Raw genomic sequence first — 16,659 nt, forward strand, 5'->3', positions numbered from 1 at the left:
ATCTCGAAGTTCTTGCAAAAGAATACGGTCAGGCCGCATGCGTAGAGCTGATTCAAGCAATTCTTTGGGTCCAACAGAAGATAAGCCGTGTCCATTTTATGACGTTAAATATCTCCTTTATCATGATCAACACAATTCACTCCAGATTATTCAAATAAAGATGTCATGCCTCATTTTAGTGGGCTATGGCTAACGTATTTGAACGACTTATTGTACGTTCTTGTGCTTGCTTGTAGGTTTCTTTTATATTCTGAACAATTGTTATAATATCCTTTGCTTTGTGTTCTGATATACCAACACTGGTAGAGAGTGTTTCATGATTACCGCACTTAATTGCTTTATGTTCGTCTGGAGAGAGACGGCAATTGATATCTTTAACAAGATTACAGAGTTCTTGGCGAAGAAGAGGGGAGTTGATTAAGGCTTCTTGCTGTAATTCTTGTGGTAAGGAAAGAAGTTCTTGCAAATTTTTACTCGGCATTGCTACTGCTTGTGCGTAGCGCTTTTGTTTTGCTTGATGTTCTTGCAGGATTTCTTTTGTGGTATATTCTACAGCATGGGTATAATTTATAATTGCATTACAGAGTAAAGAAACGTTCTCTTCAGCGATTGCGCGTCTTTGAGTTTTTATACATAGGAAGTCGAAACCTGCGAGATTAGCAATAGAACTCGGAGAGCTTTCAATCTGTTGGATGAGCTTTTGTCCAAAGTTTGGATCTTTGATAATTTCCACCATCTGTTTGTCTAATGCTTTTGAGCTGCCATAAACAGTTTTTGACAAACGCTGTATTTGTTTGCGACTTGTATGAATACAGGCGGTTTCTGCAGCCATTTCGGCAAGTTCAGTTTTTGTTAGCGGTGCTAATTCCTCTTTTGGGATGAGCACTTTTTCAAGCTCTTCAGCTTTTGGGGCTGTAAAGGTGAATTTGTCACCGGGTTTTAATGTTTTCAGTTGTTCTGGTGTGAGGTAGTCTTTTGAACTGATAATGTAAGCACCTTTTACGTTGAGCGCAAATCCTTCAAAACCAGCGCCTCTATAAGTGCCTGTATAGGTTTCACCTTGCTTTGCAACCATAACGGGACGATCACTAACATTACGCCCGATATTTTTCATGTTGTCCATAAATTCTCTTAAAACACGTATTTTTTCTGGATTAGAAATATCTTCAAACAGGTGTTGCATAGGTTCTAGATTGCCTTCTGTTACTGCAACACTTGCAATCATCATGCGTTCTTTTGTTACAAGTGAAAATTCAAGCTGATGGCCTGCTGCTTTGGCAAGGTTTTCAAAAAAAACCCGTTGTGTGCGTCCATTACCTTCTCTGAAAGGGTGGATATGGTTGAGAGAATTGAACATTTCCATTGCTTCAGAGATAAATTCTTCGCGCGTTAAACCTTGCAAATTGTTTTTTTCGGCAAGCGCTTGATCTAATCTTTGTAAGCCTTCTTGGATTTCATAGCCGATTGCAAAAGCATTTTCCCAGCCTGTTCTTTTCATTTCTGGCATGGCAGCAGTGGTGCCATCTTCAAATGTGAAGGGGATATTGCGGAGCTGTCCAGCCCATTCAAATGTATTGGAAAACAATCTTTTATGAATATAACATAAATAAGAGGAATCAAACTGTTCTGGCAGGGGCTCTTCGCGCAGATTGATCATTGCTTTTGTTGTGTCATGCGAACATTTGTCCAGAAAGGTTTTTAAATTTTTTGTTCCATATTTATTTTTAAGCGTGGTAGTCTTAGGATAGGTATAATTATGGGGGGAAATGGACAATATATTTTTTGCTTTTGTTTTTGCTTTTGGCATAATTGCCTCCTTATAATATAGCGTTATCCATAAGAGTATTAAATTCCTCTAGTGAAATATTCCCTCTTGCATACTCTTCTAAAATTTCGAGTGTTTTTGGATGGAGCATTATTCCTTCAATTGCATGTGCGTTAATAGCAGCATCAACTGCTTGACGGCGCTTTTTAAGTTCTTCTGGTGTGAGTGATGAAAATTTTTTTGTCGTTTCTCTTTTCATTTGTTTTTCCTTTTCAGCTTTTCAATATTTGCTTAAAAAAAAGCCGGTGGAACAGGTGTAATTTTCTCTTAATCACCTCCAAAGATGTTTCTTTGTTTGAACGGATCATAATAAATTTCGGTGACTTTAAATTCTCCCTCAATTCGTTTGCATTGAACAATGATATCGATCATTGAAATCAAAAGACCGCGAATATCATCGCGCTCTAAATCACTTCCTCCCTCACTTTCTTTAACCAGAAGTGTCATTTGCTCAAATGCAGAAAGTGCTGTTGATGCGTGAACTGTTGTGATCGAACCTGGATGTCCTGAATTGACGTTGCGGATATAATAAAAAGCGGTTCCATCTCGAAGTTCTTGCAAAAGAATACGGTCAGGCCGCATGCGTAAAGCTGATTCAAGCAATTCTTTGGGTCCAACAGAAGATAAGCCGTGTCCATCTTTGGAATAGATCATAGAGACACAATTATGCTGTGGTACAACCAATTCTGGTGTATCTTCAATGGTGATAATACGCTCATCAGGGGGAATTTTGGCGATTAATGCTTTTGATAGTGTTGTTTTTCCAGAGCCTGTTTTTCCTGCAATGAGAATATTTTTTTGTAGTTGTACAGCTTGATTTAAAAAGGAGACGAAATCCTTATGATAGTAAGCCGTTGTTAAGTTATGCTCAGTGCTTTTGAGTTCATTAAGACGTGTATGGTAATTTTTCAAAGGTGTAAATGAGATTTGTTCACACACGGAAAAAATCCCTTTATTTGCTAAATCTTCGAGTGAAAAATTCCGCGATGATGGTTTTCGAATTGTCATACTGATCGTATCTTTTTCTACGGCAGGAGGAATGACAATCTGAATACGTTCATTGCCAGGTAGTGTTGCAGATAATATTGGATTTTTTTCGGATATACTTTGCTTGGAATAAGAGGCAACAACTTTAGCGATGCCCATGAGCTCATTAAACGAAAGAGATGGCGTGTCTATTGTTTTCCATCCCTCAACACCTTCCGTCATCACTTGATAAGGACGATTGATGACAATCTCAAAAAGACTATCATCTTTCAGAAAGGCACTGATTGGTTCCAGTTTAGTTAAAACGATTGCGATGGTTTCATCCCCAAACTTTTGTACATTTTCGTTCATTTCTCAGTCACCAGAGTTTTTTTATGAAAGTTTCTTGAAAGGGCGCGTTTCACAATCTGTTTTTTGTTTTCGATCACTTCCAATTTGTAAACATTGGAAAAATCTAAATCACGAGCAACAAAGACATTGATCATTTCTCCTTGATTTTTGGTCAATGTTGGAGGAATATTGGTGTAATTTCCTACGAGAATATTTGCGATGTTTTGTCCTGAAGAGACTGTTTCAGAGCTATTTGTCTCTGAATCTTTCGATAAATATTTGTTAGTATAACGTGTTGCGTCTTTGACAATCGATATAAGCAGTGCAGATCCAATACGCTCTAACCAATGGTTATCAATATCGCCGTCAATACCAGAACGTCCCAAAGAATCCGTTGCTGGGGAGGATAAGGTTATAATGATACCATTTGGTGTTTTTGCTCTATTCCATAGCACAAAGAGACGATTTTGGCCTCTTTTTAATCCGGCGCGATATTCGCCAACAATTTGTGTACCTTTGTCAAGTAAGACAACACGTCCATTATCTGATAAGATATCTCTGGAGACAATACAACTGGCAAAACCCTGTTGATCACTGCTGATTGCTGTTTCTAAAATACAGGGAATGGAGGCACCCATTGCGATAATATAGTTTCGATTACCAAGGGTTGATGCACGCGCACTTGCAAGGTTTGTTGATTGGAGAAGATAATTAAAGTTTTGTACTGTTTCATTCGGATTGTTTTCGTATTGGTCAAGCGAAGGGTTATTATTCAGAGTTGTTTGGTTTTGTTGTGTGTTTGCATAAGCTAATACAGGAGCACGTTGCGCTGCTTCTAAGAGTGGATCATTGGCGTTTTGGTGATTTATTTTTGGTGTTGGAAGCTCAACTTTGGGCAAAAGGGCTTCGTTTTGGTTGTTCGGTTCAGGAGAGAGAGGTTTTGGCGGAACAGGGTGGAAAAGCTCTGTTTGCTTAATAACCCCTTCTTTTGGAGGTTCAATCGGTTGTTTTTTGCCTGTGACAAGCGTTGAATATGCTAAATAAATACAGACACCGAAAAGAATAACAAGAGCGATTGCTTTGCTTGCATTATAACGCTGTTTTTTTCCTTGACCATCTTTTATCGTATCGCGATCATTGATGGTTTTTTCATCTATTTCGTCATTCATGACTGTTTCCTATGTTCACTTTACGTTGTACAGATGGTGATGTTGTACCAGTTTCTGGATTAATTCCTTCAGGTACAAACCTCCTATTGAAGATGCACAGCACTTCATTTCCACGCCGCAAAGTGAATTGTGCGGCCGTGGCATGGACAATGACCTTATTTCCTTTAATAGATTTTGGAACAAGAGATTCTTGTCCATCAGGCGAGACAAGATAAATGGCAGGGATTTCAACATTGCCCAAAAATATAAAGGTTGTTGTTTTACCGTTGTCATAGACAGAGCTTGGTTCAATTAGAAATGAACCTTGTGCTTCATAAGCCCAATTGCGTGGTCCAAAATCCTCATGGAGATTTAAAATATCATTGACAAAATTTTCTTTATGCTGTTCAGCTTTTGCTGCTTCAGCTAACTTTCTCCGCAAGGCTTCATCTTCTGGATAGCGAAATTTTACAAGAAAATATGTCTCATTTCCCACGGAAACATCGCCTTCACGTATTTGGAGTTCAAATTGATAAGAGCGTTTTTTGCCATCTTGGCGGCTTGTTACAATTTGTAAATTGGTGATAGGTTGGACTTCGCGTGGTTTCAGAAAGACAAAGTGGCCGGCTGGTGCAACTTGCCAAGCAACAGAATTGCCAATACCCACATAGGTCACTTCTTCGTCTTCAGCAAATTCAAGCTGGACAGAAGAACGAATGGTTCCAATGATTTGCGTGACATTATGTGGATCATAATTGACAAATCTGATACGATTGTCTTTGCGTGCACTAACAGGAGCGGTTTCAGCAAATGATGGTCCTGTAAGACAGCTTATTACGGCAATAAATGCGAAAAAGATTGTCTTTAAAAATCTGATCATTGTATCACCTCTGGGTCAGATCTATATTCCGATACTTGAAAGCCAAGTGGGTTGACTAATCGGTCCTCTGTTGAAATGCGTGCGTTAATATAGGAAAAATTTAAAATCGAAACCCAATGGGAAATGTTTTCTTTTCCATTTAATTCTCTCACTGTTTTGTAGTAACGTACTTGAATGAGGTTTTTGCTTAAAAAGGAGATGGATTTGATTGTGACTGTAGCTGTCATGTTTTGATAGATATTTTGTGGACTTTCTGGATTGTTTCCTGCATACCATCTAGCAAAACGGGTTTGTTCTTCTGGTGAAGATAAAAGAGAAATCAAGCGAAAATTGTTTTCCGCCTCGGATATTTGAAAACTCTCACGTGCACGAACGTATTTGCTTGCAAAATAGCGCGTTATCGCTTCATCATAGTCATTAGGTGTTTCTTTTAAAGCGCTGACAGTATCGACAATGCCTGTAGAGTTATCAACGCGGATCACGAAGGGTTCTACGGTTTTTAAGGGCGTTAAGGCTGCTACAGCTAATGCTAAAGCGATTGTTATCAAGCCAAAAAGCACCGTCAAAGCTAGGGCAATTCTCATCCGTTGTCGCATGCCATGCATACGATCAATATCGAAGGAGCGAGCCTCTTTTATATATTCATTAAATTCATTACTTTTCACGCGAAACCTCCACAGTTTTATTAGAGAGCGTTTTATGACTTACAGGATTTAAGGAGGTTGTATTTAACACCGTGTTGGCCGCTGCTTTTTCACTTTCTAGCGTGTTGAGAATGATAGGAGTTGTAACAGGTCTAATGATCTTTTCTGGTAAGATGACGTTTTTATTGGCCCAATCCCATTTATCTTTATTTAAAGCACGGGTATGCTGACCATTACATTTTGGCGGTTTTTTGGGGCCATTGAGTGAGGCACAGCCAGTAAGAATGATCATCAAGATTACAATAACGATACTCTTTTGTTTCATTTTTTGAACTCACAAATATTTTGAAATACAACGCATGGTTTTTTTGCTCTAAACAATCCTAACAAAGCGTATGATAAAATTATAAAACCAAGAAGATCAGGTGTTTCACGTAGTTTCTGCATCATGAACGCGCATTAGCGCGTTCATGAAAAAGACAAAAACTCTAACTCTTAAAAAAAGTGTTGGATATTAAAATGCACCACGACCTCCACGTTTTGCAGCATTTGCTGCGGCACCTGCTGCACCAGAAACTTTTGAAACTGCATTTTTTGCTGCTCTTCCACCATGGGAAAGCATCGAGAAAATCTGCCCACCCGAAGATATTCCAGAGTTAAAGTATGGTCCCCCACTCGCTAATGCAGAGGCAATACCAGGAAGTGCACGGAAGAGAATAGCACCTACTATCGAAATGACAACGACAGGAGGGAAAAGGAGATAGATTGAATCATATGTCCCTCTGAGGACGTGCAAGATAATTTTACACATAATCGTTCCCAGCATGATCACTAGAACTTGCAAAACGGTAAAATTTGCTAATGTTGTAATCCATGCATCAGTAAATTTTCTGGTTGCATTGAACAAATATAAACTAATGAAAAGTGGTCCTAGTCCTATAATCATTACAAGTGCGACCTGTGCAAACATTTGGACAATAAAACCACCTATACAAAAAATAATAACAGCTATAATCATTAAAGAGCCAAGAAGGCCAACCATAATTTTTTCAAGGAACCAAGCTTTAGATAAGACCTCTTGATAGCGGGAACTCGCCTGTAACAAAATATAATCAAAAACATTAGAGTCAGAAGGATTGCTGTTGAGAGCGTTTCCAATAGCGTTTGCTAAATCATCAAAGAAAATATTCTTGACATAGGTATTAAAAGTATCCGCATTCGTTGCCATTGTTGTCACAACAACGATTTTAACGACATTATTGAGAAGGCTATGCATTGAAAGAGCAACACGACCAGTCATAACATTATAACCATATAAAAAGATAAAGATGATGGAGGCAAGATTTAAAGGTGCTGAGATAGCAGTAGATAAACCATCCACCATTGTATCCATCGCATTGTTGAGTGGTTGTAAAATATACCCAGAAATTTTTTCAAAAGGAGAAAAACTAAAGTCCGACATTCAAATTCCTAATTTTTTCTTCAGATTTTTTAAGTTCTTTTTTTATTGTGTCTCCAAGAACTTTATATCTTTGTTGTTCTTCCTCTTCACGGATTGCAGTTTTTGTTCTTGTATCTTTTGCTGCCATCATTTCAAGAGACTGAAGTTTTAAAGCATCCGCTTGCAAATTTGCTTGAAGAATGGACAATTCTATTTGAAGATCTCGTTGAAGATTTTGTAGCTCCTCTAGGTTTTCAGATTTTTCTGCTTTAATAGTGGCAAGCTTTTCATTTATTTCTTTAATTTTTTTTGTAGCATCATTTGCTAATTTATAAATGGTTTCCGCTGTTTCTTGTCCCCCGGTATCCAGTGTTTGTGTATTTTCTAATGCTTTTTTATAATATTCATCAGCATTTGGTTCGGATTGTGCTGTTGTATGAGAGATACAAAATAAAGATAATAGAGTGATTAAGCCATATTTTTTCATTGATTTTCTCTCCTTTCATGAAATATGGGTAGCCATGTGTCAGGATCTGTTCCATATTCGCTGATAATTTGGTTCATGAGTTCGATATTTTTGGTGGTACCACTTAAAATGGCGATCTCATCGTTCATTCCACGTAGATTGAGTTCTGCAACAACGGAACTTTGTCCCTGTTTGATGAGAAAACGACGGGATTCTCTGCTTAATTCTGATTGAATGAGTTCAAATTCACGCTCAGTCAGCTTAAATTCTTCAACATAATCACGGTAATTCGCTTTTTGATTTGGAAAAAATATTTGGGTAGGGCATTGCTCAATAATGGTGTGTGCAATTGTTGAATTCAAAGCATCTTTCGGGCTTTGTGTTGCAAATAGCATCAAGCCATTTTGCTTACGGATTGTCTTGAGACGGTCTTGTGCAAAGGCTTTAAATGAATCATCTTCAAGCGCTTTCCAGAACTCATCAACAATAATAATAATGCGCCGTCCATCAATAAGATCAAGAATGCGGTGAAAGAGGTACATCATCAAAGGGCGCCGAATTTCTTCATTATCTAAGAAATCCGTCATGTCGTATCCAATAAATTGAGCGTCTAAACTGAGATCATCTTTATCGTTATCAAATACCCAGCCTAAAGCTTCGCCTCTGATCCAACGTTGTAATCGTATGGCAATACCTTCTTTTGATGTGTTATCAAAAAACAATTGAAGAGCGCTGAGAGAACGCTGTGCACGTGGCAGACTTTCTAAAGAATCAATGGCTCTGGCAATATCTTGTCGTTCTTGTTCTGTGACCGTTTGGTCTTCTGTTGTAACGAGCTTTAAGATCCAATTACGAAGAAAAATTTTGTTTTTTTCAGTATATTCCATACCTTTTAATGGTGCTATATTAGTGGGGTGACCATTTTTAAGAGGTTTATATTTTCCACCTCCAGCACGCACAAAGATCTCTGCACCTTGATCTTTATCAAAAAAGACCATTGTTGGATTATGTTTTTGTAATTGTGCAAGAAGAAAATTAACAATTACAGTTTTACCAGATCCCGATGGACCGCAAATAAAAGTGTTACCAAGATCACCATAATGAAAATTAAAATAATAAGGCGAACTCGCTTGTGTTTTTAGCAATGCGACAGCAGCTCCCCAAACATTGCCGTCAAGTTTTCCAATGGGAAAAGAATGAAAAGGTGATAAAGCAGCAAAATTTCTGCTGGTAATGGCTCCAGATCGCGCACGATAGCTGAAATTTCCAGGTAATTGTGCCCACCATGCTGCTTCCAATCCTAGATCTTCTCTGGCGATAACCGCTCCACCATTGGTTAAATAGGACCGGGCTTTTGAAAGGTATTCAGCCAATGTCTTTGGGTGGTCAGAAAAAACGGTTAGCGAGAGATGATGTTCACCCAAAACAAAACGATTTGACTCTAAATCATCAAGTGCTTCATCAAGCGCATCAATTTGTGAGCTAGCACGATCCGCTGTATTAATCATTTGATTTTGTTTACGTCCCATAATAGCACTTGCAGCTGCTTTGCTCTTAAAGACAAAGGACTGCGTTAAAATAAGTTCAAATGGTGCAGTCAGCAAACCATCAGTCATCCCAGGGCGTGTCTTAGAGGGATATTCTTTCCAGCCAAATACGCCTGCAAAACGTTCTTTGTTTTCATGGCGAATTTCGATAATTTCTTTACCAAAAATAACACGATCTGAGTAAATTGTTGATGCAATGGTACCAAATGTAAGCGGAATACGTTCACGTCTTCCTCCTACTAACTGATGAAGAAATTCACTTTGTTCAGAAAATAAAATGTTTTCATGTTCATAGGTTGATAACAGACGAGCTTCATAGCTTTCTAAGCCTTGTATAAGATCTTGACTTAACTCTTCAATCTTACGAATAGCTTCCATATCTGGTTCAGACTGTGTTTTTTTTGCTGTTGTGAGGCGCTGAAAAAAGGAAGCGAGTTTTTCAGTCTTATCCGATGCCGGATTCCACAGCAATGAAATGAAGAGATCATTTCTATACAACTCTTGTGAAACCATTTTCTTTTTGTATTTTGCATCGAGTGTTGCTGCAAAAGAGGATGAAAAACGGCTGTTTGGATAAATCGTTTCACGCCGACGTATTATATGGGAATATAGTGCAACACGTTCATCCGCGATATTTTTCAAAAGGGTATTTAATTGGTTATGTAAAGAATTTAAGTAGTCAGTATCTGCAGTATCAAAATTTATTCCCTCAACAGCAATCACTGTCATTAAGCAGCGTGAATTCAAAGCAATGACATGTTTGTTGACGTGACGTATATAGGGAATATAGTCTTCAGGTAAAGTTTCCCGTTTCATAATTGACATCTGTTTCAACTGCTTGGTTCCTTATGTTTTATACACCTATCGGCCTAGTTCCTTGTAAGTGCGGATCAGACGGAGTGGAGACGTAGATCCTCCTCCCCATCTTCCAAGGTTTTTTTGTTTTCCTCGTGTGTTGAGCCAAGCAAATAATACGCGAAATTGGTTGTGATCGTATTTAGTCACTTCACGCAAAATAAAGTGCATACCAACACCAAGACCGATCATGCTAAAGCTGCTTGTTATAATAAAAAGAGTGGTTGTTGCCATGACATTAAGCGCCATGGCTTCTATTGTAACACCAGCAAACATGGCGGGTCGTGTGCAGGCAAGGAAAAGAGGATCTTCGTTCATTTTTTATGTTCCCCCCATTAATGAGCCAACGAGAGCAGGGGCTCCAAAAACGATACCAATGCCGAGAATGCAGTAAGCCGCCTTACGTAAATCAATAAAGCCGGACATCCAGCCAATGCCCACGGCAGCAACGCATATAATTGCGATAAGTCTAGCCGTTGAACCCGTCATCATATTCACAATACTCTGTAAAACACTATCAACTTTTCCTAGACCAGAACTATTTGATACAGCAGCAGCGGCAAAAGAAGGATTCGAGATAACGAGCACCGCTACCAACAGCATGATAACGATAAAAATAATATTTCTGGATAGAGTGTCTGACATTTTACCTCTCTTTAAAATTTAATGTTGACATCCCCTTGCCTCTAAAACTAAAGGTCAAAGATTTCCGTCGCCTTAGACTTCACTAGCCTAAGTCCCCTCTCAATTTTGTTAAAAGCTTTGACAGTGAATGATCCTCATACTCAAAATCCTCTCTCCATAAAGACAGAGGATTTTCAGTTGCGCCATTTTATCAAATCAATTTTAAGTTGTAGCATTTTGTCAAAATGACAATATTTAAAATGTGAAAATGATATTTTTTTTACAGAATGTGGTTAATGTGCAACACATCTTGCTTACAGTTCTCTTTCAAAAGCAAGAAGGTTGTTCATAAAAATTTGAAAGGACAGGGAAATAATGCGTTTTTTCAGCAAGAATACCAAAATATCTGGATTTAAACTGATAGTTATTGTCTACATTGTGGGTTCTATATTATGGGGGATAAATCAATATGGAGATAAAATGGATTTGAGCGTTTTTGAGATATTTAAGATGCAGGATATCAAAGATGTTGTTAATATGCATTTTGAAGAAAGAAAACCGCAGGAAAAAAGACAGCTGTCTGAACCCATTGCCGAACAGAAATTCATAGAAAATAAACAGGCTTTAAATCAAAATGACAGAGTTTTTCTTCATAATGCAGTTACTTTTAAAGGCATGGCATCTGTTACTAGTGGTGTTACATTTAGATTACTCACTCCTGTTGCAGCATCTTGGCGTAAACATATTACCCACAATATCCATTTATATGGTGTGGATACATGTGCGCCACGTCAAAAAGCAAAATTAAACAATCAAGTATGGCCTTGTGGTGTGGTTACAACAGCTTGGCTTGTTACAAAAACTCTTGGGAAACATGTATCGTGTCAGCAGGCTATTGTGCATAATGGTATTCATTATGCACAGTGTTTTGTTGATGGGGTTGATCTTGCACAATTGGGGCTTGCTGAAGGCATGATGATTGTGACAAAAGATCAACGCAATTTCCCATCACCAGCAGATTATAAAAGTTTACAACTTGCTGCACAAAAAGCGCAAAAAGGATTGTGGTCTAGTGAATTTCAGCAGCCAGAAGATTGGAGAAGAGACAATGGCACCTATAATCCCATTGATCCTTAAAGATTTCCAAAAAAATAAGAAGAAGTAAAGAGTCAACACGGCTAAGCAATTTCCAGTTATTTTACTGTATTTTTCATCAGTTTTATAATGATGAAGAGCTTTATTGCTATTCTACTATATTTACAAATTCTGTATATAACAGAAATAAAATATATAATTGTTACTTTGTAATTGAATAAATTCAAGGTAAAGATCGGATTTTCTAGGTATAATGAGAGTAAGTTACAAAACCAATGCTCCTTAAAGAGTAGAAAAACTACAAAAGCAAGTGAAATGATAACTCTTTGAAGTGCAGAGGAAGATTGTTGTTAAAAAATATAAAAAATTCTGTTATGAAATCACTTTTTTGCTCCAGAATAAAAGAGTATTTTTAATAATAAAAATTTAAAATATGAAACAATTTTTACACAATCTATGGCATGTTTTTAATTATTTAAGATCAATGCATTGCATAGACAATGGCGTATATTTATATGCTGGATATATGCATTTTGCACGCGAAAAGGTAATATTTTTGCTTGTTGGTCGTTCTTGCATAGAAATATTTCTTTATTTGTGTCTGATGTGAGGCGTTTTAGAATTTTATACATAACTTACAATAACTTATTTATCATTTTCATAGTCTATATACACAGTGTGAAGCAATGAAAAAGATAAAATAAGTGTTGAGAAAGCAGATGACAGAAGAATTATCTTTCGATAAGTAGTTTTTAAACAAAAGACAGTCTGATAAACAGGTGCAAATAAACAGGTGCAAGCATGAATGAACTTACCCATATTGATACTGTGATAGCGGATTATGATGCTGTTTTTTGCGATGTTTGGGGGGTTGTACATAATGGTGTGCATGCATTTAAACCGGCATTAAAAGTATTGCGCCAGATTCGAGAGATGGGAAAAAATGTTATTTTCTTGACCAATTCACCTCGACCACGGGAAGATGTTGTTATTCAATTACAAAGGATGAATGTTCATAGCAATTATTATGATGCCATTATTACTTCAGGTGATGTGACCCGCGATCTCATTCGTGCTGCACCGCGTAAAGTTTTTTTCATTGGTCAGCAAAGTGATTTGGTGTTGTTTGAAGGATTAGACTGTGAACTGGTGGAAGAATGGGAAGCTTCTGTTGTGGTTTGTAGCGGTTTCCTTGAAGATCTTGGTGAAATACCACAAGCTTATGAGGATATGTTTCATCGTATGTTGGGACGGAATTTACCTTTCATTTGTGCTAATCCTGATGTGATTGTCCATTATGGAAATAAGGAATTTTGGTGTGCTGGTGCATTGGCACGCCTTTATCAACAGTTAGGGGGGGAGGTACGGATTGCCGGTAAACCCCATGCCCCCATTTATGAATGTGCCTTTGAAAAACTGCAAGAAATTCGTGGGGAAGTGGAAAAAAGTCAAGTTTTAGCTATTGGTGATGGTCTTTTAACAGATGTGAAAGGCGCAATCCATTTTGGTCTTGATGTGCTTTACATTATGGGTGGGATTCATCGTTATGACTATATGCAAAACGGTGTGGTGGATAAGCAAGCATTGCATGCTTTTCTTGAACGTTATGGCTATCAGCCACAAGCGGTTATGTGGGCACTTCAGTAATGTCTGATTTTTTGCGTCTTCAGGGGATAAATATGCTTCCTGTTGCTTGGCAGGGAGCGGTGTTGGCTCTTGGAAATTTTGATGGTGTTCATTGTGGACATCAGGCGGTGCTCAAAAAAGCACTTGATTTGGCACGTGCAAGAAATAAACCAGCTCTTGTTTTAACTTTTGAACCGCATCCAAGAAGTTTTTTTCAACGTTCAGCTCCTGTTGATCGCTTGACAGAAGCCGCTGAAAAGGCTGAAATTTTTAAAATTCTTGGCTTTCATGGTGTGGTTGAACAACCTTTTGATGCGCATTTTGCTACTCTTTCTGCAGATGAATTTATCAATGTAATCTTAAAACAAGTTTTTGATGTTTCGATTGTGGTAACAGGTGAAAATTTCCAATTTGGTCACCAAAAAAGTGGAAATGTACAGTTTCTTTCTCAAAGGGGAAAAAAATATGGATTTGAGGTTGTGCAAATTCCTTGCTTATCTATCCCTAAAGAACAGCAACAGTTGATGATTTCTTCTAGCTTTATTCGTCAGCTTCTTTCGCAAGGTCAGGTAGAAAAGGCTGCTCATTTATTAGGGTATCACTATCGTATTCGCTCCAATATTATCCAAGGCGAAAAACTTGGTCGTCTTTTGGGGTTTCCTACTGCTAATCAGATGTTGTCTCCTCAAACCAGTTTAGCGCATGGTGTTTATGCGGTACGGTTGCGTCGTGCTAATGGTGTTTTGTATGATGGAGTTGCAAGTTTTGGTTGTCGTCCAACAGTACTGAAAGATGGGATCCCGCTGTTGGAAACTTATTTATTTGATTTTAATGATGATCTTTATGGAGAAAGCTGCACTGTTTCTTTTTTACAGTTTTTGCGAAAACAAGAAAAATTTGATGGGCTTGAACCTTTGATTGCACAAATGCAATGCGATGAAAAAGCTGCAAAAGAAATTTTAATGACAATACAACCATTGTCACAGTTGGATCGGTTGCTTACTTTTAAAAATGCATCTTAAATTGAGCTAGGAATGTTATAAAAGCGGCAATAGTAGCGCTTAAACTGACTATGATGATGAAAAGATATTCCAAAACATCGTGAAATACATGAAGTTTTCGTTGTTGGGAGGGGGAATCGAATATCTGGAGATCGGTTTTCATTATTGTCTTATCCTTTGCCTTTTCATATGCGTATGAAACTCTATAGCTTTCATTACGGTTTAGATATTTACTTTTTGTTTCTTTCTGCTTGGTTAAGACAAATAATCATTTTTTAAGAGAACTGATGAAAACACGCTAATTGATAAAGATGCATCGAACGTGTTCCATGGCGACAATAGGCAAGAAGAGGGAGGGATGCTGTTTTTAAAATTGTTTGCATGGTTTCAACGTCTGATTTTTCTATGGTAGGAGGCTTAATAGGAAGATAATAAGCTTCTATTCCGTATTCACATGCTGCTGTTTTAATGACGGAAAAATCAGGTTGATGAGGATCTTCTTTATCGGGGCGATTGCAAATAATCGTTTTAAAACCGGCATTTGCCAATGTTTTGATGTTTTCGATGCTGATTTGGGCGCTGATGAAAATATCAGGTCCAATTTGTTGTAAGTTCATTCTTGTATATTTCCAATAAGCTGTTCTTTTATGCTGTGTTCTTGTTCACTTTTCAAAAGGATAATGATGAAGGTAATATTTTTAAGAGAGCACTTTAACAGAAATATTTTTTCTGTCGAGAAGGATAACTAGATTAGAAAAGTGGCATAAAGATATTTTGTGCATGAGACAGTTTTATTGTTTTATTTTATGATTTTTCTTGTCTTCGGATTATGCAGGTATCATTTGATATGCTGTGCGATTGTGCGCCATGAGATGGTAGTTTCAGAAAAGAACAGATTTTATTGAGGGGTATAGGAAAACAAAAATGAACACTTGTTTTTCAAGATTTTTTCTCACTTTCTTTTTCTCTTATATTTTTGTGTGTTGGTAGGTTTTTATTACAGGTGTTTTTCGAGGGATGCGGAACGTAGGTTTAAACGCAAAACTTTTCAGTAAAGAGTATTTTGTTTTAAGGAAATATCTTGCTGCTGTTTCTTTTTGTTGATTGTATTCGTGGATATAGTTGGTACATGTGTTGCAAGTGTTTACGGAATCTTTGTGTGCTATATGCGGCAAATTTTTATGAAAGTGAAGAGATAACAGCTTTAAGCCTATCAGATGTTTCTTGTATGCTTTGTTATTTTCTGTATAATCGTAAAAACGATAAAGCTGAAAGGCGTAATTCATGATCATTGGAATCTTGAATCAAAAAGGGGGTGTAGGAAAAACTACATTAAGTGTGAATCTTGCTGCAAGCTTCGTGCGGGCGGGCGCACGCGTGCTGCTTATTGATGGTGATCCGCAAGGGAGTGCATTGGATTGGGCTGCTGCTCGTGAAGATGCTCCTTTGTTTCCCGTTGTTGGTTTGCCACGTGCAACGGTTCACAAAGAGATTGCAGAAATTGGTCATGGCTACGACTATATTGTTATTGATGGTCCTCCACGCGTGACTGATCTTGCACGTAGTGCTCTTATGGCTTCGGATTTTGTTCTTATTCCAGTGCAACCTAGTCCGTATGATATTTGGGCTGCGGATGGAATCGTAAAACTTCTTGATGAAGCACGCGTCTATAAAGAAAATTTAAAATCTGCTTTTGTTATTAATCGTAAGATAGTCAATACGGCGATAGGGCGTGATGTGATTGAAGCTCTTGCTGTGTATCCAATGCCTGTTTTGTCCGCTAGTGTTGCACAGCGTGTGATTTTTGCAGAAGCTACAGCCCAAGGAAGGGCAGTCTATGAAGTTAATAAGCAAGGATTAGCGGCAGCAGAGATTGAAGCTGTTGCAGCAGAGGTCAAGGAGTTTGCACGATGAATAAAAAAATTAAGATTGGCACAAAACCAACGAATAAATCAATGCCTGTTACAGTTGATGCATGGATAGAAAGCCGCCAAGGCAATATGGATAAAACGAAGCGCCTCACGATTGATGTCCCAGAAAGTCTTCATCGCTTAATTAAAATGAGTTGCGCGAGTCGTGGAACAAAAATAGCAGATGAGGTACGTGAATTGCTTTTACAGAAATACGGAAAAGCGTGAAAACATAAAACAGTATACAATAACTTCTTTTATTGATTTGTTTATATTCAGA

Annotated in this window: 18 protein-coding genes; 5 read left to right on the top strand and 13 right to left on the bottom strand. The window is 37.8% G+C overall.

Annotated elements, in window-relative coordinates:
• Positions 1 to 175 precede the first annotated feature (175 nt).
• The 12 genes from MCS_RS07750 to MCS_RS07805 all read right to left on the bottom strand — a co-directional run bounded on the left by MCS_RS07750 (position 176) and on the right by MCS_RS07805 (position 10,768).
• The gene (locus MCS_RS07750) at positions 176 to 1,807 is read right to left on the bottom strand and encodes a BID domain-containing T4SS effector (protein WP_004857350.1); all 1,632 of its coding nucleotides are present in this window, start codon (positions 1,805 to 1,807) and stop codon (positions 176 to 178) included.
• Between the two features lie 10 nt (positions 1,808 to 1,817).
• Positions 1,818 to 2,024: an antitoxin VbhA family protein gene (locus tag MCS_RS07755; RefSeq protein WP_004857353.1), complete on the bottom strand. Its 207-nt coding sequence runs from the start codon at positions 2,022 to 2,024 to the stop codon at positions 1,818 to 1,820.
• Between the two features lie 68 nt (positions 2,025 to 2,092).
• On the bottom strand, positions 2,093 to 3,163 hold the full coding sequence (gene virB11 / locus MCS_RS07760) for a P-type DNA transfer ATPase VirB11 (protein WP_004857356.1): 1,071 nt from the start codon (positions 3,161 to 3,163) through the stop codon (positions 2,093 to 2,095).
• Positions 3,160 to 4,311 carry a type IV secretion system protein VirB10 gene (gene virB10 / locus MCS_RS07765; RefSeq protein ID WP_004857358.1) on the bottom strand — a complete coding sequence of 384 codons (1,152 nt, stop codon included), beginning with the start codon at positions 4,309 to 4,311 and terminating at the stop codon, positions 3,160 to 3,162. Before virB10 ends, virB11 begins: the two co-directional genes overlap by 4 nt.
• Positions 4,304 to 5,170: a P-type conjugative transfer protein VirB9 gene (gene virB9 / locus MCS_RS07770; protein WP_004857361.1), complete on the bottom strand. Its 867-nt coding sequence runs from the start codon at positions 5,168 to 5,170 to the stop codon at positions 4,304 to 4,306. The genes virB10 and virB9 overlap by 8 nt, the downstream gene beginning before the upstream one ends.
• Positions 5,167 to 5,871: a VirB8 family type IV secretion system protein gene (locus MCS_RS07775; RefSeq protein ID WP_195886773.1), complete on the bottom strand. Its 705-nt coding sequence runs from the start codon at positions 5,869 to 5,871 to the stop codon at positions 5,167 to 5,169. Before MCS_RS07775 ends, virB9 begins: the two co-directional genes overlap by 4 nt.
• Positions 5,825 to 6,139: a hypothetical protein gene (locus MCS_RS07780; protein WP_004857367.1), complete on the bottom strand. Its 315-nt coding sequence runs from the start codon at positions 6,137 to 6,139 to the stop codon at positions 5,825 to 5,827. The genes MCS_RS07775 and MCS_RS07780 overlap by 47 nt, the downstream gene beginning before the upstream one ends.
• A 189-nt stretch (positions 6,140 to 6,328) precedes the next feature.
• Positions 6,329 to 7,276, bottom strand: coding sequence for a TrbL/VirB6 family protein (locus MCS_RS07785; RefSeq protein ID WP_004857370.1), 948 nt, complete (start codon positions 7,274 to 7,276; stop codon positions 6,329 to 6,331).
• The gene (locus tag MCS_RS07790) at positions 7,263 to 7,742 is read right to left on the bottom strand and encodes a TrbJ/VirB5 family protein (protein ID WP_004857373.1); all 480 of its coding nucleotides are present in this window, start codon (positions 7,740 to 7,742) and stop codon (positions 7,263 to 7,265) included. Before MCS_RS07790 ends, MCS_RS07785 begins: the two co-directional genes overlap by 14 nt.
• Positions 7,739 to 10,093, bottom strand: coding sequence for a VirB4 family type IV secretion/conjugal transfer ATPase (locus MCS_RS07795; RefSeq protein ID WP_004857376.1), 2,355 nt, complete (start codon positions 10,091 to 10,093; stop codon positions 7,739 to 7,741). Before MCS_RS07795 ends, MCS_RS07790 begins: the two co-directional genes overlap by 4 nt.
• Positions 10,094 to 10,129: 36 nt before the next feature.
• Positions 10,130 to 10,441: a VirB3 family type IV secretion system protein gene (locus MCS_RS07800; RefSeq protein ID WP_004857380.1), complete on the bottom strand. Its 312-nt coding sequence runs from the start codon at positions 10,439 to 10,441 to the stop codon at positions 10,130 to 10,132.
• A gap of 3 nt (positions 10,442 to 10,444) precedes the next feature.
• Positions 10,445 to 10,768 (bottom strand): TrbC/VirB2 family protein, encoded by a 324-nt coding sequence (locus tag MCS_RS07805; protein ID WP_004857382.1) that lies wholly within the window; start codon positions 10,766 to 10,768, stop codon positions 10,445 to 10,447.
• A 354-nt stretch (positions 10,769 to 11,122) separates the two neighbouring features.
• On the opposite strand from MCS_RS07805, the gene MCS_RS07810 reads away from it, so the two are divergent.
• The 3 genes from MCS_RS07810 (at position 11,123) to MCS_RS07820 (ending at position 14,490) form a co-directional block, all read left to right on the top strand.
• Positions 11,123 to 11,884 carry a thermonuclease family protein gene (locus MCS_RS07810; protein WP_004857386.1) on the top strand — a complete coding sequence of 254 codons (762 nt, stop codon included), beginning with the start codon at positions 11,123 to 11,125 and terminating at the stop codon, positions 11,882 to 11,884.
• Between the two features lie 759 nt (positions 11,885 to 12,643).
• Positions 12,644 to 13,489: a TIGR01459 family HAD-type hydrolase gene (locus tag MCS_RS07815; protein WP_004857389.1), complete on the top strand. Its 846-nt coding sequence runs from the start codon at positions 12,644 to 12,646 to the stop codon at positions 13,487 to 13,489.
• Positions 13,489 to 14,490: a bifunctional riboflavin kinase/FAD synthetase gene (locus MCS_RS07820; RefSeq protein ID WP_004857392.1), complete on the top strand. Its 1,002-nt coding sequence runs from the start codon at positions 13,489 to 13,491 to the stop codon at positions 14,488 to 14,490. The genes MCS_RS07815 and MCS_RS07820 overlap by 1 nt, the downstream gene beginning before the upstream one ends.
• Before the next feature lie 254 nt (positions 14,491 to 14,744).
• On the opposite strand, the gene MCS_RS07825 is transcribed toward MCS_RS07820, so the two are convergent.
• Entirely contained in the window at positions 14,745 to 15,086 is a 342-nt protein-coding gene (locus MCS_RS07825) for a protein tyrosine phosphatase family protein (RefSeq protein ID WP_004857399.1), read from the bottom strand.
• 667 nt (positions 15,087 to 15,753) lie between these two features.
• Between MCS_RS07825 and parA the strand changes: the two genes are divergently transcribed.
• Complete coding sequence (gene parA, locus MCS_RS07830; protein ID WP_004857402.1) at positions 15,754 to 16,383, top strand: ParA family partition ATPase; 630 nt, start codon at positions 15,754 to 15,756, stop codon at positions 16,381 to 16,383.
• Entirely contained in the window at positions 16,380 to 16,607 is a 228-nt protein-coding gene (locus MCS_RS07835) for a plasmid partition protein ParG (RefSeq protein ID WP_004857405.1), read from the top strand. Before parA ends, MCS_RS07835 begins: the two co-directional genes overlap by 4 nt.
• Positions 16,608 to 16,659: the final 52 nt, after the last annotated feature.

The organism is Bartonella doshiae NCTC 12862 = ATCC 700133, assembly GCF_000278155.1.
Classification (GTDB): domain Bacteria; phylum Pseudomonadota; class Alphaproteobacteria; order Rhizobiales; family Rhizobiaceae; genus Bartonella; species Bartonella doshiae.